Here is a 22547-nt window from a genome sequence, read left to right as displayed (position 1 = left end):
CTAGATCTTCGAGGCAAGAACACAACCTAGGCTCATTAAGCCTTGGGAGCCGAGGTGTCCTCGGGCAGGTTGTTCTTAGCAATCTCAACCAGTGCGTTGAAGGCAGCGGGCTCGTTAACAGCCAGCTCAGCCAGCATACGGCGGTCAACCTCAACACCAGCAGCCTTCAGACCCTGGATGAAGCGGTTGTAGGTCAGGCCCTGTGCGCGGGAAGCAGCGTTGATACGCTGAATCCACAGGCGACGGAAGTCACCCTTCTTCTTACGACGGTGGTCGTAGCTGTAAACCAGCGAGTGAGTGACCTGCTCCTTAGCCTTACGGTACAGGCGAGAACGCTGACCGCGGTAGCCGGATGCACGATCGAGAATAGTACGGCGCTTCTTGTGCGCGTTAACCGCGCGCTTCACACGTGCCACGTGTGTCTCCTTCGTCTTATGTCCTGAACAGCTCACATATCACGCTGAACAGGAGCGAGTCTTTAATCAGTGCGCACCACTATCGGTGCGCCAGGTGCAGAGAGTAAGCGTTGCTTACTTACCCAGCATCTTCTTGACAACCTTTGCCTGGCCGCCGGTAACGATCTGGTCAGAAGCCAGACGACGGGTCAGACGAGAGGACTTGTGCTCCAGGTAGTGGCGACGGTTCGCCTGCTGGCGCTTAACCTTGCCGCTACCGGTGAGCTTGAAGCGCTTCTTAGCACCAGAGTGGGTCTTCTGCTTCGGCATAGCTGCCGTTCTCCTTACATTCATCCCCCGCCACAGTGGCGGGGTAGCTTAGTGGGGCTGCGTACGCGAACGCATCAGCCCCAAGGACCAAAGGTGAGGCACCCCTCGCGAGGTGCCTCGGAACCGGCACCGGGTGAACCCGCAACACCCACCGAGCGGTGGAGGCGCGTGCCCATCCTAAAGTGACGACCCGGTTCCCTACTCGGCGGAAGCCTGTGCCTTCAGCTCGGCAGGCATAGCGTCTGCCAGAGAATTAGTTACGGGCTTCGCCTTGGTCGTGTCAATACGCTCGCGACCCTTGCGACCGCCGGCGCCCTGCTCACGGCGAGCCTCTGCCTTACCGCGAAGCGGAGCCAGAACCATCACCATGTTGCGGCCATCCTGACGGGGGCGAGACTCAACGGTGCTCACCTCAGCCAGCTCAGCCGCCAGACGCTCCAGCAGACGCACACCCATCTCGGGGCGCTGCTGCTCACGACCACGGAACTGAATCATTGCCTTGACCTTGTCACCACCGGAGAGGAAACGACGAGCGTGTCCAACCTTGGTTTCGTAGTCGTGGGTATCAATCTTCAGGCGGAAACGGATCTCCTTCAGAACGGCGTTTGCCTGCTTCTTGCGGGATTCACGAGCCTTGATTGCGGCTTCGTACTTGTACTTGCCGTAATCCATGAGCTTGCACACGGGCGGCTTCGCGTTCGGGGCAACCTCGACCAGGTCGAGTTCGGCGTCCTCAGCCAGGCGCAGAGCGTCCTTCAGAGGGACAACGCCTACCTGCTCGCCACCGGGACCGACGAGTCGGACCTCGGGAACGCGGATACGATCGTTAATGCGTGGTTCGCTAATGACTAGCTCCTGTGCTCTGTGGGTTTCCCCGTGAATACTATCCGTTGCGGGCGCTAAAAAGCCCCCGCAGTTACACAAGCGGAGGCACAAACCAGCGTACGCCGAAATCGGCGGACGAACCCGTTCACCTCAAATCCCAGGGGCAAACCTGAGACGGCCAATCGGGTGGGAGGCGCGCTCCACTTGCAAACTGTCTACAACCATACCTCAGAACCGCCCGACGGCGCAAGGGATATACCCCACATCATGTTGGGTTGCGAGTCCCCGCGCTCGGCCGAATCGACGGGCGTCGCCCCGGGCGCTGCGGAGAGCCACAGGACCGCAGGGTGAACGCATTTACCGAATTAAACGAAATGTGAGATTCTAGGGTTATGAGCACTGAAAACAATAACTTCCGCTTTACCGCGGGAGAAGAAACCCCCGTCCACGGCCACACCGAGCTCACCGAGGAGCAGGTCGAGGCCGTTAATGAGCAGCTGCGCGATATTGCAGACGTTCCCGCCATCGAAATCATTAGCTCCGCGGCCATCCACATGATGAGCGCCGCAGCCGTCAAGTGCGGCCTGGCCTCCGACGAGAACGCAGACGATCTCAAGGACCTCGATGAAGCACGCAAGCTCATCACCGCCCTGGCAGGCCTGGTCACCGCTGCCGCCCCCGAAATCGGTTCCCAGCACGCAGCACCCCTGCGCGATGGCCTGCGCACCCTGCAGTTGGCATTCCGTGAGGCTTCCCCCTTCCCGGACGAGCCCGGCAAGGGCCCCGGCGAGAAGCTGACCGGCCCGGTGTACTAAACCGATCTCTCGAACCGGCCGGCCTACCATGTCGCCCCCAATCTATTCACGGTAAAGCCCCGTCTCCCTCGGCTGAAGGAGGCGGGGCTTTACCGTATATATTCTGCGCAATATATTCTGCGCGGACTGGTGGGATCCGACAGCCTTATCAGAAAGGAGAGATTCAGCGGGAGCCAGCGACCTCGAGTGCCTGCTCAAAGCTAAAGTTCCCCACGTACAGCGCCTTGCCCAGCACCACGCCCTCCAATCCGTAAGGCACCATGGCGCGCAGCTTCTCAAGGTCAGCCAGCGACGCCACGCCACCGGACGCCACCACCCGACAGACGGTCTGGGCCAGCACCTCATCGAGCAGTTCCGCGCCGGGACCAGCCAGCGAGCCATCCTTACTCACGTCGGTGACAATGTAGCGACGCACGCCCACGCTTTCTAGCCAGGCCAGCGCCTCCGCCACCTCGGGGCCCGACCAGTCGGTTCCGCGAGCCACCGTCACCCAACCCCGCTCGGGGTCGTAACGGGCGTCGAGCCCCAGGGCTAGAAGATCAGAATCCGCGTAACGAGCCAGGATACTTTCAAGCCAGACAGAATCCGCCAGCGCCGCGCTGGTCACGTTCACGCGGTCCGGGTTGAGGCTCAGGGCGCGCTCCAGGCTCTCAGCACTACGCACACCGCCACTGACCTGAATACGAACCGGAGCGGAGCCGCGGGCATTCTCGGCACGGACGGCGGCGGCAACCTCCGCCAGAACATCCGTATTCGTACCGCGGCCAAAGGCTAGGTCAAGATCAACCAGATGAATCCAGCGGGCGCCAGCCTTCACCCAGGTGAGCGCCGCCTTGACCGGATCGAGACGCTGCTCGCCACCGGACAGGGTGCCGCCCACAGGGCGCACCGCGTAGCCCTCGGAAATATCGACGGCCGGCAGAAGTTCAAGGATGGGTTTAGCCATTATGATTCCTCCCCACCGGTAGCGGATTCACCCGCGGCAAGCGACAGCCGGCCGGTCACCGCGAGGGACCCAACCCAGCGGCGCATAAATTCCGCACCCAGCTCACCGGATACGACCGGGCAGAACTGCACAGCGGTCAGCGGGCCGTTCTCCACCGCGGCAATATAGGGAGGTTCGGTTGCCGTCCAGCTCACCGCGGGAGGAGCGATATAGTCAATGCTCTGGTCAAAGGCCCACTCAAAAACACCGTGCTCGGACTTGAAACGGGCCTCGCCCTCAATATCTTTGAGCAGTCGACTGCCGGTCGAGGGGGACACCGCGGAGGAGCCGGGCACCAGGCCCCGGGTGGAAAGCTCCACGCTCTCGCCGGGCCACTCCCCCATACCCTGAACCTGCACGCTGCCCAGCTGTGGGTGGTTCACCGCGACGGATTCAAAAAGGCAGCTCAGGGCGGCACCGGCCGCGAGCACCGGACGGCCACCGGCCACGCGGCGCCCAATCACGCGCTCAGCGTCCTTGGCTTTTAGCTCGTCGAACGCCTCAAGGGAACCGGCAGGACCGGCAACCACCATGCCGTCAGCCTCGCGGAGCTGATGCGGGTCAGCGGTGACGATGACCTCCGCACCCGAATCCCGAAGAAGCTTTACCATGGCGCCGTGAGTTCCGGGATCTCCCAGAACGGCGACCACGGGGCGCGGCGAGGAGACCGCGTCCTGATGGGGCTGAGAGGGTGTTGACATCGCGTGCTCCTTGAGTAGTGCGGTAGGCGGTTCGTAGCCGATTCATAATCCGCTGACGGGTGAGCCGAAGCTCTCGCCTCGACAGCTTTGCCTAGTGGCGCGGCTTGGGAACCTCGAGGCGCTGACCGGCGTCGACAGCGGTGCTCGTCAGCGAGTTCATCTCCATAATACGCACCACGGTATCACGGACATCACCGCCGGGGTTCACCGACTGGGCGATGTCCCACAGTGTCTCGCCGTGCTTAACGGTCACAGTGGCTTGGGTAGCCGATGCGTTCTCAACACGGGGGCCGAAGGAAGGGCCGAGGAAGGTAATGGCGCCCAGCACCACGAGCGCGGCCAGGGTCAGCAGGGGCAGCCCCTTGAAATTGCGCAGGGGGTTGAAGCGTTCAAGGCGAGACGATAGGGAGCGAAGACCCGAGATAGCGGAGGGCACAAGGCCCGCACGGCGGGAAGACGATTCCCTCCCCTGCCCGGAGAGGTGCGCCGAAACGGAGCGTTCATTCACCGGAGCGGAGGGGGCCACAGGCCGAGCAGCCGCCGCGGTGGGAGAGACACTGCGGACGGGCGCCGGAGAGGCAGAAAGCTGAGGAGCGGATGCGCGACGGGAGGAGCCTCGAGCGATGCGCGCGGACTGCCGTGCGTGCGCGGGGTGAAGTACCACCAAACCTTCCGGAAGGGTAGCAGACGCAGAGGCACGGTGAGGGGCCAAAGAAGCTGCGGTCATAATTGTGGTTCCTTTCTCTCAAGCTCACTCCCGCGGTAATCCGCCGGGGTGAACGGTGCCGGCTCTCTCGAGACTCGACGGGTGAGTTGAGTGTGGTTGTTCGTTTTTCTGCCCGGGACCCGACACATCGGGTCAAGGAACGTTCGGGGTTTTGTCTTGCAGACGCGTTCCCCAGAACTCCCCTTCGGCTTAAGGAAGGTCGTTCGGTCTCTCGTTCGAATACTCTCGAACATTCGACGACCCCCTTCCAGACCCGCAAGGCAGAACGAGTATTCGAATTACATGGAGAATACCCCGTTTGCACCCCGAAAATCGGAGGGTTTTCTACTGTATCCGAATCCGTGTTCTAAAGTCTAGCAGATACATACTAAAAATTCCTCCGGTTTCGAAGAAAAAATCTAGTATATTTGTTTGAATTTGTCGGTAGAGTGTTCTACACTTGTGTCAAGAGATGTTCCACACGCTCGTGATAATTTCCACCATGGCGGGGCGTGACTCGCGACGGATCTAGAATCTGATCCACCCCTGACGAGATAAGGGGTATGTTTCACCTAAGCCGTGCGATATACGTCACCGTATGACGAACACGTGGACGACCCATCCGTGCTCCGCCGAAGGTACAGCAACCTTCGGCGACACAGACCAAAGGAAGAGATATGGCAACAGCACCCCGCCCGGCGCTGACCGCGCGCCAGCAGAAGATTCTTGACGCGATCCGCACCGAGATTGAACAGAAGGGCTATCCGCCGTCCATGCGCCAGATTGGCGATATGGTGGGTCTTGCGTCTCTCTCTTCGGTCACCCATCAGCTTGGCCGACTCGAAAATATGGGCTACATTCGCCGCGATCCCAAGCTCCCGCGTGCCATCGAGGTGCTCGACGAAAACGGCGCCGGCATGCACACTCCCCTGCCTGAACTTCCGAACTTTGAGGTTGGCGAGGACGACCTCGTACCCGTCCCCCTCGTCGGTCGCATTGCCGCGGGCGGCCCCATCACCGCCGAGCAGTCTGTGGAAGATGTACTCGCCCTGCCGCGCCAGCTGGTCGGCAACGGCAAGCTCTTTATGCTCAAGGTCAAGGGCGATTCCATGATTGACGCCGCCATCTGCGATGGCGACTGGGTCGTCGTGCGTGAACAGCACACCGCCGACAACGGCGACATCGTGGCCGCCCTGCTGGACGATGAGGCCACCGTGAAGGTCTTCCGCCAGGTTGATGGCCACACCTGGCTCATGCCGCGCAACGCAAGCTACGAACCGATTATGGGTGACCGCGCCACCGTCATGGGCAAGGTTGTTTCGGTATTGCGTAGCCTCTAATCCCCGCTCTTCGCGAGAGCATCATGGGGTGCTATGCCTCCCGGCGCCAACGCCCCGATCTGGTAGCTACGTCCTTTGAGACTTCAGCGCTTCCAAAGCCCATAACGAACAAAGCCCCCGGCACTCGCAAGTTTGCGAGTGCCGGGGGCTTTTCTCTGACTCTACGGGGAAATAGCCCTGCGGGGAAAACGCGCCGCCCGCTCAATACACAATGGCCCGCTCAGCACACGGTAGACGGGCTACCTGTCGATGGATTCCGAGAGACGGGCCAGCGCACCCACCACGGCCTGCTTATTCTGGGTGGGCCACATCGGCGGCATGGCCCTCATCAGGTAGCCGCCGTAGCGCTTCGTTGCGAGTCGCGAATCCAGAACCGCCACGACCCCGCGGTCATTCACCGAACGGATCAGGCGACCCGCGCCCTGCGCCATGCGGATAGCCGCGTGATGCGCAGAGACGGCCATGAACCCGTTACCGCGGTGACGGTTCACCGACTCCGTGCGGGCCTGCGCAATCGGATCGTCCGGTCGCGGGAACGGGATGCGATCCATCACCACCAGACGGCAGGAGTCTCCGGGGACGTCAACGCCCTGCCATAGGCTCATCGTTCCGAATAGGCACGAGTCAACATCCTCGCTAAACTCCTCCACCAGGGCCTTCAGCGAGGATTCACCCTGCAGAAGAATATTCAGATCGCTGTGCTCACGCATATACTCTGCGGCGCGCTCGGCGGCACGCTTCGAGGAGAACAGACCCAGGGCACCTCCCTCGGACGCCTCGCACAGCTCGCGAAGTCGCTCCAGCTGGCCCTCGTGCACGCCAAATCCCGGGGGCTTCAGATCCCCGGCTACGTATATGATGCCCTGCTTGCGGTAGTCGAAGGGCGAACCCACATCGATGCTCGTCCAGCGGGGAGCCCCCTCCCCCTGCAAGCCCAGGGCGCCGGCGGCCACATCGAAGGAGTCGCCCACCGTCAGGGTCGCGCTCGTTAGGATTACGGTGCGGTCGGCAAACAGACCGTCGCGCAGCTGCAGGCCAACGCTCAGTGGGGCGATATTCAGGGTCGCCGGGTCGGTATCGGAGGCGGCCACGTAGCGGCCGTTCTCCCAGCCGCCCTGACGCGAAACCCACAGCACATCCTGCTCAGCCGAAGCCTCCAGGATGCGGTTGCTCACCTCGTGCACCTCCGAGACGCGGGAACGGGCCATCTGCAGGCCGGCGTCGGCCTCCTGGCCGTCCGGTTTCGTATCGGAGAGCGCGGCGCGGGCCGCATCGTTCACCGCGGACAGGGCCGTGAGCAGACGACCGTCGAGGCCGTTGAGCAGCCCTTCGGGCAGGCCCTCCAGTGCGGTTTCCAGGGTTCCGGTGGCCATCTCCAGGGCCCCGGAATCGGCCTTAGAGTGTTTCTTCACGCCTCGAGCGGCGCGGCGAACCATCGCAACGGTCAGCGATCCGGAAACCGCACCGGTCACTCGGTCCACCAGCTCGTGGGCCTCGTCGATGATGACGGTCTCGTGCTCGGGCAGAACCTTCATGCCCTCGAAAGCGTTAATGGCCAGCAGGGCGTGATTCGTGATGACGATATCTGCCTCGGCGGCACGACTACGCGCCATCTCGCTAAAGCACTCCTCCACCAGCGGGCAGCGGCGGCCCAGACACTCGGCGGCGCTCACCGAAACCTGAGCCCACGCGCGATCGGACACACCGGGCTTGAGCTCGTCGCGGTCGCCGGTCTCCGTGCGGTCAGCCCACTCGCGCAGGCGCACGACTTCCTCGCCCACGCGGGAGGTCGAAGAAGGCATGTCGAAGAGAGCATCCTGTTCCTCTTCGGGGTAGCCGCCCTCGAGCTTGTGCAGGCACAGGTAGTTGTTGCGGCCCTTGAGCAGGGCCACCTGCGCCTGCGACTCCGGGCGCGGCTCCAGTGCTTGCAGAAGACGCGGAATATCGCGGTTCACGATCTGCGCCTGCAGGGCCAGGGTCGCGGTAGCCACCACGATGGGCTGGTCGGACTCCCCCACGCGAGCGAGAGCCGGAACCAGGTAGCCCAGAGACTTACCGGTGCCGGTGCCGGCCTGCACGAGCAGATGTCGTTGCAGTTCGAGGGCCTGCGCCACGTGCGCCGCCATCGTGCGCTGACCTTCACGTTTCTGCCCGCCCGTGGCCTCCACAACCTCGTCGAGCAGGTTCAGGGCATCCTTCGCACCGGGCAGGGTCTCAAGCTCCTGCCCGGTGAACCGGGTACCGTCGGGTGCAGTCCCGGAGGCGTTTTTGGGCGCGCTAGTGCGTCCCGTCGTCTTCTGCGTCACGTTAACCGGATCCTAGCGAGTCTCGGCGGTATCAGCTTCGGCGGTGAGGGCGCGGGCCTCGGCCAGCTCCTCCTCCAGAACCTCCAGCAGGTCGCCCTCCAGCACGTACTCGGCCAGGTCCGAGGCGACGTCCTCGCGGACCAGCGCCGTCACGAAGGTGCCGTCCGATACAAAATCGGTGCTCTTAATCTCGGCGTCCCACTCGTGCAGGCGCGAAATAATCTCGCCGTGGTTGTAGGGAATCAGTAGCTTGACTTCAATCGAGGGGCGGGGAATAGTGTCCGCGATCTTCTGCTTGAGCTCCTCGATGCCCTCGCCGGTGCGTGCCGATACGATGACGTGCTCGGGCTCGCGCTGGCGCATCCGCTCCAGCACGAACGGGTCGGCGGCGTCCGCCTTATTCAACACAATGATTTCGGGGATGTGGCGAGCGTCCACCTCGGCAAAGACCTCGCGGACGGCGCGAATCTGGCCCTCCGGGTCCGGGTGGGAGGCATCCACCACGTGCAGGATGACGTCGGCGTCGGCAACCTCCTCCAGGGTGGAGCGGAATGCCTCCACCAGCTGGGTCGGCAGCGAGCGCACGAAACCCACCGTGTCGGAGAGGGTGTAGCCGATGCCGTCGGGGGTCTGCGCCTTGCGCACAGTCGGGTCCAGGGTTGCGAACAGGGCGTTCTCCACGAGCACGCCCGCGTCGGTCAAACGGTTCAGCAGGGAGGACTTGCCGGCGTTCGTGTAACCGGCAATAGCCACCGAGGGCACTCGGTTGCGGCGGCGGTTCAGGCGCTTCGTCTCGCGGGCCGGGGCCATCGCGGCAATTTCACGCTTGAGCTTGGCCATGCGGGCGCGCAGGCGGCGGCGATCCATCTCGATCTTGGTCTCACCGGGACCGCGCGAGCCGATACCCTCACCGGAGGCGGCACGGCCACCGGCCTGACGGGACAGGGAGGCGCCCCAACCGCGCAGACGCGGCAGCATGTACTCCAGCTGGGCCAGCTCGACCTGAGCCTTACCCTCGCGGGACTTAGCGTGCTGAGCGAAAATGTCGAGAATCAGGGCGGTGCGGTCGATGACCTTCACCTTGACGATATCCTCGAGGGCGCGGCGCTGGGAGGGGGCCAGCTCGGAGTCGACAATCACTGTGTCGGCGCCGGTGGCCTCCACGATGTCCTTGAGCTCCAGGGCCTTGCCGGAGCCAAGGAAGGTGCCCGGGTCCGGCTTGAGGCGGCGCTGAACCAGGCCGTCCAGCACCTCGGAGCCGGCGGTCTCGGCCAGCGCGGCCAGCTCACGCAGGGAGTTTTCGGCGTCCTCGACGGTGCCTTCGGTCCACAGGCCGGCCAGCACCACGCGTTCCAGGCGCAGCTGGCGGTACTCGACCTCGGTGACGTCCTCCAGCTCGGTGGAAAGGTTAGCTACTCGGCGCAGGGCGCGGCGCTCGGCGAGGTCTTCCTGATCTCCATCGAACTCGGAGTGCTCACGCTGAACATCGGAAATTTCACGCGCGCGGGTGTCGAGCACGCGGTGGCTACCGCGCGTCGGCGCGCTCTCGTGATGCGCGGTGCCCGCGGCATCGTAGGTGGTCAGTGAGGAGGCGGACTGGGAGCGGCCCAGAACGCGGTCCACGGTGCGGCGCAGCTGCTCGTCGCTCGGCAGCTTCTCGGCCTCAGATACGGAATTATTCTTAGAAGTCATACGCCTTCCATTCTACCGCCGTTGCCCCGCTCGGGTAGGGGGTTTGGTCACCTGTGCGCTCAGGGCGTGCAGGCGGGCACAGCACCGTTCGGGCCAGGAGCGTCAGGCGGGATCGGGACGCCGTTCTGCCCCCGGGAACCGGGCCGGTGCGGGCCTCCCGGTACACTGGATAGCATGAGCGAGCAGCATTACTTTTCTGAGACCCCCGAGACGGAGTTCAAGCCCCGCCCCGTGCAGGTGGAGCTGGCAGGCCGCAAGGTCACCGTCACCACCGCCAACGGCATCTTCAGCCCCTCCGGCATCGATAAGGGCACGGCCATCCTGCTTCAGGAGGCCCCCGAACCCCGCGGCGAGCGCCTCCTCGATATCGGTTGCGGTTGGGGCCCCATCACCCTGACCCTGGCGATGCTCGCCCCGCAGGCTCAGGTACACGCGGTGGACGTCAACTCCCGCTCTATCAGCCTGACCGAGCGCAACGCCGCCGCGCTCGGGCTGCCGAACGTCACCGTGGGAACCCCCGGCTCGGTGGATCCCGAACTGCGCTTTGACACCATCTGGTCGAACCCGCCGATTCGCGTGGGCAAGGAGGTTCTGCACGAAATTCTGCTGACCTGGCTGCCGCGCCTGGCCCCCGAGGGGGACGCGTACCTGGTGGTGCAGAAGAACCTCGGCTCCGACTCGCTGCAGAAGTGGCTGGATGCGAAGCTGGAGGAGCTGTACCCCGGCGAGTTTGAGGTGTCGCGCTACGCAACGGCGAAGGGCTTCCGTATTCTGCTGGTGCACCGCCACGGGGCCTAAACCGCCCGGCGAAAGCCACCCGGCTAAAACCGCCCGGCGGAGGTCGCCAACCGTTTAAGACATAGCGGCGGCGGGTGTTTTCTGAAAGAATCTCAGAAAACACCCGCCGCTTTTCTATATCAAGTCTCTGCACGCTCAGGCCGTGTTCCGGGCGCAGTACCTTAGCGCATTACCCTAGCGCAGCACCACGGTCGAAACCATCTGCGCCGGGCCGGCCAGCACCACGTGCTCAAGGTCGTCCGGGCCAAGCACGAAGGTGACGGCCAGGGTACCGCCGGGCACGTGCACGAGCCACTCGTCCGGCGCCTCCTCGCCGCCCCAGAATCGGGTGGCTGCGGCGGCCGCACAGGCGCCGGTACCGCAGGAGAGGGTCTCGCCCACGCCGCGTTCGTGCACGCGCATCCGGATAGCGCCCACGTGGGTGCTACCGTCATTTTCCAGGTCGACCGGCACCACGAATTCGACGTTCGTGCCATCTGCGGGTGCCGGGTTAACCTGCGGCTGGCTGTACAGGTCCAGGCCGTCCAGCTTGCCCTCGGAGCCGAGCATGACCACGGTGTGCGGGTTGCCCATCGAGATGGACAGGCCGGCGCGCGGGGTCTTCAGGCCGCGGGCGGACACCAGGCAGTCCTCGCCTCCCTCGCGGGCGGCGTCACCGTGGATGAAGCTCCAGGGGCCCATGTCGACGGCGTAGCCTTCCTCGGTGCGGGCGACGGTCTTCACGCCGGCGCGGGTGGCAATCTGCACGGTCTGGCCGACCTCAAGCTCGATCAGGCCCTCGGTGCGCAGGTAGTCCACGAAGGCGCGCACGCCGTTACCGCACATCTCGGCGATGGAGCCGTCACCGTTGCGGTAGTCCATGAACCACACGGCGTCGGGGTATTCCTCGAGGAGCTTCTGGCCGCCGCGGGAAGAGGTGCTTCGGGCAGCGCGAATGAAGCCGTCCGCGCCGATACCGAAGTGGCGGTCGCAGGCACGGGCGACCAGGTCGGGGGTGAGGGCAATCTCTGACTTTTCATCCGTCACGAAGATGAAATCGTTGCCGGTGCCGTGACCCTTGGTGAGGGTCAATCCTGCCAGCTCGCCCCAGGTGGAGGGGTTCTCGCTCATATGCTGTCCTTAAACGTCGGGGGCCTGTCCGTTTATGATTTTACCGTGCCGACCAGTTCGAGGGGGTATCTGTTCGGCGGCGGCTCGTTATTGTGGCTTATCGGGTGCTTTCGCGGATGATGGCTTCCGCTTCATCGGCAAGGGTGGGTGAGAGCGCATCCAACCAGTGCACACGCTCATCTCCCCTGAACCAGGTCAGCTGGCGGCGCGCAAACTGGCGGGTGGCAATCGTCGTGTCCTCAATCGCCTGCTCCACGCTATAGTCCGCATCCTCAAGGGCGCGGGCAAACTGTGCGTAACCAATCGCGCGGGAGGCGGTCTTCCCCTCCTGCAATCCCTGCTCGTTCAGGGCACGCACCTCGTCCAGCAGGCCGCGCTCGTGCATGAGCTCCACGCGGCGGTGCAGACGCTCATGCAGCAGGACACGATCCATATCCAGACCAATCTGAATACTCTCGGTCACGTACTCGCGCACCGGCATGAACGCAGAAAACGGGCGGCCCGTCACCTCGAACACCTCCAGGGCGCGAATAATGCGGCGCTCGTCCTTCACGCGCGCAGCCGACTCAGGATCGACCTCCGCAAGGCGGGCGTGCAGGACCCCGATGCCCTCGGTGCGCGCCTGCTCCTCGAGGCGCTCGCGCACCCGCGCATCCGTACCGGGGAATTCCAGCTTATCCAGGGCGGCGCGCACATACAGGCCCGAACCGCCCACCAGAATCGGGTAGCGTCCACGGCCACGAATCTGCTCAATCAGCTCGCGGCTGCGCTCCTGAAACTCCGCTACGGACGCCTCATCCCGCACGTCCATGATGTCCAGCAGGTGGTGCGGAACACCGCGCATCTCCTCCGCGGTGACCTTCGCGGTACCAATATCCATACCCCGGTAGAACTGCATGGAGTCAGCGTTAATGCACTCGCCATTCAGGCGCAGAGCCAACTCAATCGCGAGCGCACTCTTACCGGTGCCGGTCGGGCCCATAATAGCGATAACGGGCAGGGTTTCGGAGATAGTCATGCGCCCCATTCTACCGGTTCCCACTGCCCCACTCGCGGTGAGGATGAGGACCCGAAGAACGGGGCGCACGATTCGTTATGAAAGATTAGGGGCGCAGGCCGATGGTCGGCATGCCCAGGCCCACCGGCGCACCGGGAACCTGGGTGGTGCCGGTACCGCAGGAATCGGCCTGGGAGCGGTCCCACGCGTCGCCGGCGCGGGTGCGGCGCAGGCTGTACTGCTCGGCGGTCGGATCGGAAATCAGGTGGAAGGAGCCGGCCTCGGTAATCGGCACGGTCACCATGTCGCCGGGGCGGGGAGTCTCGCATCCCTCGGGCACCGAGAAGTGCACGAGGCGCTGGTCCGGGCCGCGACCCGAGAGGCGGTGGGTCTGCTCGGCCTTACGACCGGCCTCCGCCACGACCATCAGCTCGACGGTCTTGCCGAGCTGCTTGCGGTTTTCCTCGCCGGCGATGCGGTCCTGCAGGGCAATCAGGCGCTCGTAGCGTTCCTGCACGACCTCCTTGGGAATCTGGTTCTCCATGGTCGCCGCCGGGGTGCCGGGGCGAATCGAGTACTGGAAGGTGAACGCGGAGGAGAAACGAGCCTGCTCCACAACCTTCAGGGTCTCCTGGAAGTCCTCCTCGGTCTCGCCGGGGAAGCCCACGATGATGTCGGTGGTAATCACGGCGTTCGGGATGCGCTCGCGCACCTTCTCCAGAATGTTCAGGAACTTCTTGGAGCGGTAGGAACGGCGCATGTCCTTGAGCACCTTGTCGGAACCGGACTGCAGCGGCATGTGCAGCACGGGCATGACGTTCGGGGTTTCGGCCATCGCGTCGATCACGTCGTCGGTAAACATGGCCGGGTGCGGGGAGGTGAAGCGCACGCGCTCCAGGCCCTCAATTTCACCGCAGGCGCGCAGTAGTTTGGAGAATGCCTGACGGTCGCCGAACTCCACGCCGTAGGAGTTCACGTTCTGGCCCAGCAGGGTCACCTCGATAGCGCCGTCGTCGACCAGCGCCTGAACCTCGGCGAGCACGTCGCCGGGGCGGCGGTCCTTCTCCTTACCGCGCAGCGAGGGCACGATGCAGAAGGTGCAGGTGTTGTTGCAGCCCACGGAGATAGAAACCCAGCCCGAGTACACGTGATCGCGCTTGGTCGGCAGGGTCGAGGGGAACACCTCGAGGGATTCGAGCAGCTCGGCCTGCGCCTCGTGGTTGTGGCGGGCACGCTCCAGCAGGGCCGGCAGGGAGCCGATGTTGTGAGTACCGAACACGACGTCCACCCAGGGCGCCTTCTCGATAATGGCGTCCTGATCCTTCTGCGCCAGGCAGCCGCCCACGGCAATCTGCATACCCTCATGGCGGCGCTTGACGGGGGCCAGCTGGCCGAGGTTACCGTAGAGGCGGTTAGCGGCGTTTTCACGCACCGCGCAGGTATTGAAAACAACCAGGTCGGGTTCGACGCCCTCCTCAGCGCGAACGTAGCCGTTAGCTTCGAGCAGACCCGACATTCGTTCGGAGTCGTGCACGTTCATCTGGCAGCCGAAAGTGCGCACTTCATAGGTGCGGGGGCTGGTTTCGGTGGTCTGGGCGGAATCGCTGAGGGTCGAAGTCATGCCCTATAGGGTATCCGATGGGGGATAATGGCTCTATGCAGGTTTCCCTTAGTAGTAACTTTTCGCGTTTTTCACCGAACGATTCTTCTGGCTCTTCCGATGCCCCCGCGCAGCAGGCGGAGGCTCCCGAGGTGCTAAACCCGGAGGAGGTCGCCCCCGAGGCCGGGCGCTCCCCTAGCGCCGAGGCCGGCTCTACCGACGATGCTCTCATCGAGGAGGCCATCGCCCTCTACGCCCCCGTGCCGCCCCAGGCGAGCGCAGACTCCGCCGCGATGCGCCGCAACCTCTCGCGCATGTTGGCCTGGGCGAAGGGCCTGGAGCAATCCGGCGGCCGCGACCTTGCGAGCGTACGGATTCTGGGCACCGGCATGCGCTCGGTCGTGGTGCGTGTGAACTTTGAGGCAGCCGACCCCGCGGAGGCCGCCGAGGCCCTGCCGTCCTCCCTGATTCTTAAGCGCTACCGCCGCAAGGATTCCACGCAGAACGCCGGCGGCTTCGGGTACCTGCGCGAACGCTACGGCCTGCCGGCCCTCAACGAGCAGGTGCCCGGGCTCTTCCCGCGGTTCTACGGTGCCGATGCCGAGCTGCGGGTCATCGCGCTCGAGGACGTAAGCGCCGGTACCGCCGAGGATGAGCAGTACTCGGTCGCCCACGCCCTGACGGAGGGCACCGAACAGCAGGCGCTGGATGCGCTGAACTACTACATTGAGGCGTACCGTTCCCTTGGCGCCAGCGGCATCATGGGCGAGGCCGTGGAAAGCTACCGCGCGAACCTGGCCCGCGCCGACCGCAAGGCGCAATTCCCCGGGGCCATCGCATCCCCGGCGCTGGCCGAGCGTGGCCTCAAGCGAATTTACGGCGTGGACGAGCAGGAGCACCCCGAGAACCACGAGGGTTTTGAGCTTCCCGAGGACCTCGAATCGCGCAGTACTCTGCCGCCCGCCGTGGAGGAGCTCTCCTTCCGCTTCCGCCGCGTGGTGCAGCCCTTCTTCACCAAGCGTCCGCCCGTTCCCGAGCAGTTCAAGCTTAACCGCGGACGCGTCTACATGCTGTCCTCGGGCGATTTTTCGCCGCAGAACGTGCTCATCGGCCCGGCCGAGGACGCACCGGTGCGCATCGTGGACGCTGAGGGCACCTGCCTGCATCACCGCGGCTTCCCCTTCGTCGAGGCCATGCTGGGCTTCCCCTCGTCGCCGGAATACCCGCGCTACCGGGTGGACCGCCAGCGGGCCCTGCCGGCGCTGTACTCCGCGCTCTTCGATGATGCTCCGCTCGAGGCGCACCTGGCCGAGGATCTTGCGGTGTGCACCGCGGTTACGGTGTGCGTGCTCGTGGAGCTCTACTCCGCTTCCCCGCGTGCGGTTCTGCTCCCGATGATTCGCCGCGAGGGCGCGCAGCTGATGCGCCTGCTCCTGCAGATCTCGGGTTCGCAGGATGCAACCCTGGCTGAATGTGCCGAGCGTCTGGACTCACCCGAGTAGGGAACGGCCATAGGCCTTCGACAGGGGCTTTATAGGGTTTTAAAAGGGTGAGCCCGCCACAGAGTATTTCGGTGGCGGGCTCACCCTTTTGCTCGTCATAGTGCCGAGCGTAGCTGCGCAGTCCTCCTGCCGTCCTCCTGCCGACTTCCTACCGCAGGCCCCTACCAGAGGTCGTCCTCCGCGCCGTAGGCGGCAAGCTCCTCGCGGATTACCGACATCGATACCGAGGAGGAGTAGCCGCGGCGCGCAAGCATCCCCAGCAGGCGACGGGTGACCCTATCCTTCTCGGCGCGGTCGCTCAGATCCATGCCGGGGCGCAGCTTCTTGCGTACCAGCTCGGCGGCGTCCTCACGTTCCTGCTCGTCGGTACGCTGGGCCAGGGCGTTCTCCGCTTCCTCACCGCGCACCCCGCGCTCGGCCAGCTCGCGGCGCAACGCGGCGCGCGAGAGCTTCTTGGTGCGGCTCTTCTGCCGCACAAAGGTCTCGGCGTATTCGGCGTCGTCGATGAGCTTGGCCGCCTCGAACTTATCGAGCAGCGGCTCGATGAACTCGGCTTCGAAGCCTTCTGACTGGAGCTTCTTGCGCAGCTGCCCCCTGGTCTTTGCCGAGTAGGCCAGCTGGTTGTACACGATGGTCTTGGCGCGGGTGTAGGGGTCGGCTTCCTCGGCGGCGCGGTCGGCGCGCACCTTCTGCTTCCAGGAGGGGCCCTGCCCGCCCATCCCCACGGAGCCGTTCCCGCCGTTTCTCGGCGCGCGAACCCCGGAGGCTTGAGAGGCTCGGGGCGCGGCCGGGCGCTTGCCGCTGCCGATACCCTGAGCCTCCTCCTCGGCGATACCCCGAATAAAGGCTTCCTCGGCCGCGGTGAGCTTCTCGTTCAAGCTGCTTCCCTCCCTGAATAGGTTGCTCCCCGAGCCGCGACCCGCGGGGCTCTTACGGGTTTCCTCTTCCTCGCTCCGGGCCCCGAAGGCGGGCGCGTAGGGCGAGCGCTTCTGCATCTTTTCCCACTGCGCCGGGCTCATGCGACGGAATCCGCGTTTGTACTCGCTCGGCTTCTGCCGGTTCGAGCGCTTCTTCTGCTGTTTCTCCCGCTGCTGCGCCTGACGCTCAATCTCTTCTTTTTCTTCTGCGGTGAGCCCCGACCCGATGGATGCGGCCCCGGCCCGGCTCATGCGGCCGGCCGCCATGGAGCGGGGTTCCGCACCTCCAGGCGTGAAGGCCCGCACGGGGGCCTCGTCGATGGAGACGGCCGGCAGGTTCGGATCCACCCGCAGGCTGCGGCGCGGCGAGCCCTCCGAAGATTCCTCGGACCCTTGCCCTGCTCCCCCGCCCGGTGCGGGTTCAAGGGGTGCCGCGGGCACCGGAAAGTAGCCTGGGTAGTCGTCCCCGAGATCGCGGGCGATGGGCTCCTCGCGGAAGCCGTGGGCCGCCGGATGCCAATCGGGGAACTCTTCGGTTGCCTCTGGGACCGGCATCTTCCAGGAGGTCTTTTCCCCGGAAACCTTGCGCGGGGCTGCGTTTTTCCGGGTTACGTTTTCCTGCGCAGGTTTTGCCTGCGCCAGTTTTTTGGGCTCGGATCCTACCGCCCGCGATGCTTGGGGCGCGGAGGTCTTCGGAGATGCTTCCGGCGGTGTTTTCGCGGGCCTGTTCGCCCCGGGCTTCTGTGCCATCGGTTTTTGCGCTACAGATCTTTGCGCCCCGAACTTTTGCGATACGGGCACTTCAGATGCCTGGCGCGGCACGGCGGGTGCGTCAGGCTCCGCGGATGCGTACTGCGGAGCCCCCCAGTCGAGGACGGGCTCGGCCAGGGGCGCGGGCGCTTCGAAGGCCAGTGCCTCGAAGGCTCCCAGCTCGGCCGGGGCGGTGGGTGCTTCAAAGGTGAGGGGTTCAAAGCCTCCGTGAGCCGCGATACCGCCGTCCGCCGATTCAAAACCTGAAAAGCCGTCGGTGCCCGACACCGCGCCGCCGAAGTTCTGCGCCGGAGAGGACCCGAAGAAAGGCTCGGTTGCGTCCAGGGCGGCGAAACCGGCGTCGTCCTCGCGCATACCGTCACGCTCGCCGCCGCGCGCGTTCTCGTCTTGGCCGAATACGCCTCGTTCCATCTGCCTGTCCCCTCCTCTCTTTCTAACCCGCCGAAGCCCGTGTGCCTCCGGTTGGAGGCGCTCCCCCATTGTATCGAGCCGCACCGCCGCCGGTTCCGGCTTAAACGGCAATCGCCGCGCACCGTGCGAAAAGCACAGCGCACGGCGATTACCACGCGTTGTCGAGCGGGCCGCACATCCTATCGGGAACGGCCCACGGGCGAGGGTTTAGAACTCCTCAGCCAGCTCGTCCAGCGGATCGTTCTCGGTGCCCTCGGCCTCTGCGGCCTCCTCGGCGGGCTCCTCCTCGATGATGCCCAGCTTCACCAGAACCTTGTACTGCAGTTCCTCGGTCAGCTCGGGGTTGTCCTTGAGAAGCTTACGAACGTTTTCGCGGCCCTGGCCCAGCTGCTCACCGTCATAGGTGAACCATGCACCGGACTTCTTGACGATATCGTTCTCCACGGCCAGGTCGAGAATACCACCCTCAACGGAGATGCCCTCGCCGTAGAGGATGTCGAACTCGGCCTGCTTGAAGGGCGGAGCCATCTTATTCTTCACAACCTTGGCGCGGGTGCGGTTACCAATCGGGTTCGCGCCGTCCTTCAGAGTCTCAATACGGCGAATGTCGATGCGCACCGAAGCGTAGAACTTCAAGGCCTTACCACCGGTGGTGGTCTCGGGCGAGCCGAAGAACACGCCAATCTTCTCGCGCAGCTGGTTGATGAAGATCGCGGTGGTGCCGGTTGCGGAGAGGCGACCGGTAATCTTACGCAGAGCCTGGCTCATCAGGCGGGCCTGCAGACCAACGTGGGAGTCGCCCATGTCGCCCTCGATTTCGGCGCGGGGCACCAGCGCGGCCACGGAGTCGACCACCACGATATCCACGGCGCCGGAGCCGACCAGCATATCCATGATTTCCAGGGCCTGCTCGCCGGTGTCGGGCTGAGAGACCAGCAGCTGGTCGATGTCCACGCCCAGCTTAGCGGCGTAAATCGGGTCGAGGGCGTGCTCGGCGTCGATGAACGCGGCCACGCCGCCGGCCTTCTGCACATTAGCGACGGCGTGCAGGGCCACGGTGGTCTTACCCGAAGACTCGGGACCGTAAATCTCAATCACGCGACCACGGGGCAGACCGCCGATGCCGAGAGCGGCATCCAGGGCAATGGCACCGGTAGAGATAACCTCGGTGGTGGTGGTTTCCTTATCACCCAGGCGCATCACGGCGCCCTTACCGTAGTTCTTATCAATCTGTGCCATGACGGCTTCAAGTGCCTTGGCGCGACCCTCTTCGGGAACGCGAGCTACGCTCTGAGACTTGGTGCTCTTAGCCACGTTAGTACCTCGTTCTTTGTGGTGTCAGTGATGACGTCAATAATGTTTCTAGGAATCGGCGGGGCTCGTCGCCCCAGCTTTTCGCCTGCCGGTTCCTTCTGAGACTACTCTAGGGTCACGGCCTGACAGGATAAGGCCATTTTCACGATGTGTGGAAAAATCCCGCGGATTTTTCGAAAAATTCTCGATGTGGAAAAGTCTAGCACGAATCGAACAAAATTACGAGGTATTTTCGAATACCTCGCATAAGATTTCGGCAAATATTTTCGAATATTCGAAACCCGCCCGAGGATGCCTCAATCGGTTCGCGCACACCTTTCGGGGCCTGGGGCGCACCGTAACCCGGCCGCCACGCTCCCCCGTAGCGCATCCCCGCGGCATTTAGACACGCCGCCCAGGCACGCGCCGAGCTAACGCAACGGTTCCTTATCCGGGCCCCAGCGGCGCTCCTGCGGGATCTCCTGTTCCTCGCAGATGGCAAACCAGACCGTCTTCGGATTGACACCGGCATCCAGCGCCTCCGCCGCCGTCCGGTGATTCAGGGATCCCAGCACCAGATCCCGGGCCAGCACCGGGGCATACCCGGCGCCAAATTCGTGCTCCATGAGCGCCCAAAACTCGCTCAGCTTCATCGCAATCTCCTTCACCGCACCCGGCGGCAGCGTGCCCATTGGCGGAGCACCCACCCCGAGTTCTTCGTTCTCACAATTCCGTCTCGCCATTGCTCGACAAAGAACCGATGCCGCACACCCGTTCGGGGTGTACGGCATCGGCCCAATAGCGGTGCGGAGCTTCCGCACCCTCACGTCTTAGAGAGAGACGTAGTAGTCGTTCTTGTAGCGCTCGGACAGCTCAGCCGGAACGGTATCCGGAATCTGAACGCCCTCGGCGACGGCCATACGATCGGCGACCTCGCGCAGCATCTGGGACATCGGGATGTCCAGAGCCTGGCAGATCCAAGCCAGCAGCTCGGAGGAAGCTTCCTTCTGACCGCGCTCAACTTCACTCAGGTAACCGAGGGAAACGCGGGCACGCTGCGAAACCTCTCGCAGGGTGCGGCCCTGACGCTGGCGGACATCGCGAAGAACCTCACCGATGGCCTGGCGGAGGGGAACAACTCGTGCTTCCTCAACGACCGGAGTCACCTGCTTGGGGGTCTCGTCGATTTCCTTCCACTTCGTAATACCGTTGATTGATACGCGCTGCTTAGCCATGAGCTTCTTTATCACTTTCCTGAGTAGGTCCTCCCGACGCGCGGGACTGTACAGAGTTAAGCCTAACTGATTTTTGGGATGCGAGCTACAAAACTCGCTGTTTTCGTCATCTTCTTCAGACTTGTATCCATTCAAACAGACCAAGCTATGTGTTTATTCCCTTGAAGCTGGGAGAAGACTGGGAAATCCTTTGAAGCGTAAAATATCCTCCCCGAGTCTTTCCCCTGTGCCTTCCCCCAAGCTTCACGAGCACCGCCTCACGTGCCTCACACACCGCCTGGTCATGCCATCGGGACGCGCCGCGGGGCTGGGTCCTAGAGGCTCTCCCTCAAAGAGCCGGAGGCGCTCCCCCGCACCGCGCGGGCCAGTAGCGCAATCGCATCCGCGCTCGCCGCCGCGCGAACCCGGGCGCGATCCCCGTCGTAGTGGCGCTCGAACACCTCACACCCGCCCGGGGCGTGCACCCCGATAAACACGGTGCCCACCGGCTGGCCATCCGCGGGGTCGGGCCCCGCCACACCCGTGGTCGACACCGCGTAATCGGCACCGCACACCCGCGCCGCGCCGGCCGCCATCTGAGCCGCCACCTCCGGGTTCACCGCGCCCTCGGTCGCAAGCAGCTGAGCGTCCACGCCCAGCACCCGCGCCTTCACCTCGTAGGCGTAAGAAATCACGCCGCCTCGGTAGTACGCCGATGCACCCGGCACCGTGCAGATTGCGCCGCCCACGTCCCCGCCGGTCAAGGACTCAGCAGTGGCCACCTGCACCGGACGTTCCTGGGATGCGCACGAGCGCACCGCATCGCGCAGCAGCAGGGCCGCCGCCTGCGGGGTACCCGAAAAAACCTCGGCGCGCGCCAGCTCGGGCGAGGCCGACTGGGTGCCTTCGTTCAGAAGAGGAACCATGATTCATCCTTTCCCGGCGGCCGGGCCGACCCGACCGCCCGTTCACGCACCCGCTCCTTCCGCGAGCGCCCCGGTGCTCGAGCGCCGCTAACGCTCACCCCGGGTACAGTTCGGGGGAGCGGCATGAGCCACTCCCCCATCAACGTCTATTGAGCGCGCTGCTTCTGCGCGGCCTGGTTCTGCAACCAGGTGCGACGCAGGTTGTAGGCATCGCGCACGTACACCAGGCCGGTCCACACGGTAATCGCCGTGACCGCGCCCATCAGCACCCAGCCCGGCACCAGCCAGCCCAGGCCCAGCTGACCCAGCGGCAGGAGCATCAGCACCAGCGCCACGGTCTGCAGTACCGTCTTGATTTTGCCGCCCTTGCTGGCCGCCATCACGCCGTACTTGATGACGAACAGGCGCATCACCGTGATGCCCCACTCGCGCAGCAGAATCACGATGGTCACCCACCACCACAGCTCGCCCAGGGCCGAGAGCACAATGAACGCGGCACCGGTCAGGAACTTATCGGCAATCGGGTCGGCGATCTTGCCGAAGCTCGTGATGAGGTTGCGGGAACGCGCCAGGTATCCGTCGGCCCAGTCCGTGAGCATCGCGAGGATGAAAATCACCCAAGCGAGCCAGCGGTGGGTCGGGTCGTCGGCACCAAAGGTACCGCCACTGACCAGCGCCACGATGAAGAAGGGCACCGCGATGATGCGCAGAACCGTCAGCACGTTGGGAACGTTCCAATTCGACGTGCGAGGCTGCACCGCCCGGACCTCACCGGTGGGGGTTGGGGTGTGAGCGTCGCTCATGGGTGCTCCTTAGAATCGGCGGGCTCGACGGGTGAGCCCGGTGTTGCAGTTTCGATGCGGGCCGCACACCGCGCGAGGCACGCGCACAGCCATCGTCAAATATTGGCACC

General features: G+C 64.3%; 21 protein-coding genes. 4 read left to right on the top strand and 17 right to left on the bottom strand.

All coding sequences use genetic code 11. The features are described from left to right. Positions 1–35: 35 nt before the first annotated feature. From rplT to infC, 3 genes are all read right to left on the bottom strand, one after another. Entirely contained in the window at positions 36–416 is a 381-nt protein-coding gene (gene rplT / locus HMPREF2944_RS04010) for a 50S ribosomal protein L20 (protein ID WP_005507127.1), read from the bottom strand. 114 nt (positions 417–530) lie between these two features. After that, positions 531–725 (bottom strand): 50S ribosomal protein L35, encoded by a 195-nt coding sequence (rpmI, locus tag HMPREF2944_RS04005; RefSeq protein ID WP_004006287.1) that lies wholly within the window; start codon positions 723–725, stop codon positions 531–533. A gap of 198 nt (positions 726–923) precedes the next feature. Next, positions 924–1649 carry a translation initiation factor IF-3 gene (infC, locus tag HMPREF2944_RS04000; RefSeq protein ID WP_371326325.1) on the bottom strand — a complete coding sequence of 242 codons (726 nt, stop codon included), beginning with the start codon at positions 1647–1649 and terminating at the stop codon, positions 924–926. Between the two features lie 293 nt (positions 1650–1942). Here infC and HMPREF2944_RS03995 point away from each other — a divergent pair, with 293 nt between their 5' ends. Beyond that, positions 1943–2365 (top strand): DUF1844 domain-containing protein, encoded by a 423-nt coding sequence (locus tag HMPREF2944_RS03995; protein WP_049332734.1) that lies wholly within the window; start codon positions 1943–1945, stop codon positions 2363–2365. A 163-nt stretch (positions 2366–2528) separates the two neighbouring features. On the opposite strand, the gene HMPREF2944_RS03990 is transcribed toward HMPREF2944_RS03995, so the two are convergent. From HMPREF2944_RS03990 to HMPREF2944_RS03980, 3 genes are all read right to left on the bottom strand, one after another. Then, positions 2529–3311, bottom strand: a complete 783-nt coding sequence (locus HMPREF2944_RS03990) for a HisA/HisF-related TIM barrel protein (RefSeq protein ID WP_070680708.1) — start codon at positions 3309–3311, stop codon at positions 2529–2531. After that, positions 3311–4051, bottom strand: a complete 741-nt coding sequence (locus HMPREF2944_RS03985; protein ID WP_070680705.1) for a type 1 glutamine amidotransferase family protein — start codon at positions 4049–4051, stop codon at positions 3311–3313. Before HMPREF2944_RS03985 ends, HMPREF2944_RS03990 begins: the two co-directional genes overlap by 1 nt. A gap of 91 nt (positions 4052–4142) precedes the next feature. Continuing rightward, positions 4143–4778, bottom strand: a complete 636-nt coding sequence (locus HMPREF2944_RS03980) for a LysM peptidoglycan-binding domain-containing protein (RefSeq protein ID WP_141755731.1) — start codon at positions 4776–4778, stop codon at positions 4143–4145. Positions 4779–5434: 656 nt separating this feature from the next. On the opposite strand from HMPREF2944_RS03980, the gene lexA reads away from it, so the two are divergent. After that, on the top strand, positions 5435–6097 hold the full coding sequence (lexA, locus tag HMPREF2944_RS03975; RefSeq protein WP_049332741.1) for a transcriptional repressor LexA: 663 nt from the start codon (positions 5435–5437) through the stop codon (positions 6095–6097). 239 nt (positions 6098–6336) lie between these two features. Here lexA and HMPREF2944_RS03970 read toward each other — a convergent pair whose 3' ends face one another. Next, entirely contained in the window at positions 6337–8403 is a 2067-nt protein-coding gene (locus HMPREF2944_RS03970) for an ATP-dependent DNA helicase (RefSeq protein ID WP_070648961.1), read from the bottom strand. A gap of 12 nt (positions 8404–8415) precedes the next feature. After that, positions 8416–10095, bottom strand: a complete 1680-nt coding sequence (gene hflX, locus HMPREF2944_RS03965; protein ID WP_070680698.1) for a GTPase HflX — start codon at positions 10093–10095, stop codon at positions 8416–8418. A 174-nt stretch (positions 10096–10269) separates the two neighbouring features. Between hflX and HMPREF2944_RS03960 the strand changes: the two genes are divergently transcribed. Beyond that, positions 10270–10893, top strand: a complete 624-nt coding sequence (locus tag HMPREF2944_RS03960) for a class I SAM-dependent methyltransferase (protein ID WP_070680694.1) — start codon at positions 10270–10272, stop codon at positions 10891–10893. 174 nt (positions 10894–11067) lie between these two features. On the opposite strand, the gene dapF is transcribed toward HMPREF2944_RS03960, so the two are convergent. The 3 genes from dapF to miaB all read right to left on the bottom strand — a co-directional run bounded on the left by dapF (position 11068) and on the right by miaB (position 14621). After that, the gene (gene dapF / locus HMPREF2944_RS03955) at positions 11068–12003 is read right to left on the bottom strand and encodes a diaminopimelate epimerase (protein ID WP_070680691.1); all 936 of its coding nucleotides are present in this window, start codon (positions 12001–12003) and stop codon (positions 11068–11070) included. 97 nt (positions 12004–12100) lie between these two features. After that, positions 12101–13021, bottom strand: coding sequence for a tRNA (adenosine(37)-N6)-dimethylallyltransferase MiaA (gene miaA, locus HMPREF2944_RS03950; protein ID WP_070680689.1), 921 nt, complete (start codon positions 13019–13021; stop codon positions 12101–12103). Between the two features lie 85 nt (positions 13022–13106). Beyond that, on the bottom strand, positions 13107–14621 hold the full coding sequence (gene miaB / locus HMPREF2944_RS03945) for a tRNA (N6-isopentenyl adenosine(37)-C2)-methylthiotransferase MiaB (protein WP_049344409.1): 1515 nt from the start codon (positions 14619–14621) through the stop codon (positions 13107–13109). Positions 14622–14656: 35 nt separating this feature from the next. Between miaB and HMPREF2944_RS03940 the strand changes: the two genes are divergently transcribed. Then, complete coding sequence (locus HMPREF2944_RS03940) at positions 14657–16102, top strand: hemin ABC transporter substrate-binding protein (RefSeq protein ID WP_070680685.1); 1446 nt, start codon at positions 14657–14659, stop codon at positions 16100–16102. A gap of 161 nt (positions 16103–16263) precedes the next feature. Here HMPREF2944_RS03940 and HMPREF2944_RS03935 read toward each other — a convergent pair whose 3' ends face one another. The 6 genes from HMPREF2944_RS03935 to pgsA all read right to left on the bottom strand — a co-directional run bounded on the left by HMPREF2944_RS03935 (position 16264) and on the right by pgsA (position 22437). After that, on the bottom strand, positions 16264–18201 hold the full coding sequence (locus tag HMPREF2944_RS03935) for a RecX family transcriptional regulator (protein ID WP_070680682.1): 1938 nt from the start codon (positions 18199–18201) through the stop codon (positions 16264–16266). Positions 18202–18408: 207 nt separating this feature from the next. Then, positions 18409–19515: a recombinase RecA gene (gene recA / locus HMPREF2944_RS03930; RefSeq protein WP_049332756.1), complete on the bottom strand. Its 1107-nt coding sequence runs from the start codon at positions 19513–19515 to the stop codon at positions 18409–18411. Positions 19516–19925: 410 nt separating this feature from the next. Continuing rightward, positions 19926–20147: a DUF3046 domain-containing protein gene (locus HMPREF2944_RS03925; RefSeq protein WP_049333114.1), complete on the bottom strand. Its 222-nt coding sequence runs from the start codon at positions 20145–20147 to the stop codon at positions 19926–19928. 177 nt (positions 20148–20324) lie between these two features. Then, the gene (locus HMPREF2944_RS03920) at positions 20325–20729 is read right to left on the bottom strand and encodes a helix-turn-helix domain-containing protein (protein ID WP_070680679.1); all 405 of its coding nucleotides are present in this window, start codon (positions 20727–20729) and stop codon (positions 20325–20327) included. Positions 20730–21043: 314 nt separating this feature from the next. Continuing rightward, on the bottom strand, positions 21044–21637 hold the full coding sequence (locus HMPREF2944_RS03915) for a CinA family protein (protein WP_049332760.1): 594 nt from the start codon (positions 21635–21637) through the stop codon (positions 21044–21046). Between the two features lie 143 nt (positions 21638–21780). Next, positions 21781–22437, bottom strand: coding sequence for a CDP-diacylglycerol--glycerol-3-phosphate 3-phosphatidyltransferase (pgsA, locus tag HMPREF2944_RS03910; protein ID WP_070680677.1), 657 nt, complete (start codon positions 22435–22437; stop codon positions 21781–21783). Positions 22438–22547 lie beyond the last annotated feature (110 nt).

The sequence above is a fragment of the Rothia sp. HMSC072E10 genome, from assembly GCF_001813965.1.
GTDB lineage: Bacteria > Actinomycetota > Actinomycetes > Actinomycetales > Micrococcaceae > Rothia > Rothia mucilaginosa_A.
Note: the sequence above shows the minus strand (reverse complement) of the source record. Positions and strands in the feature narration are given on the sequence as shown.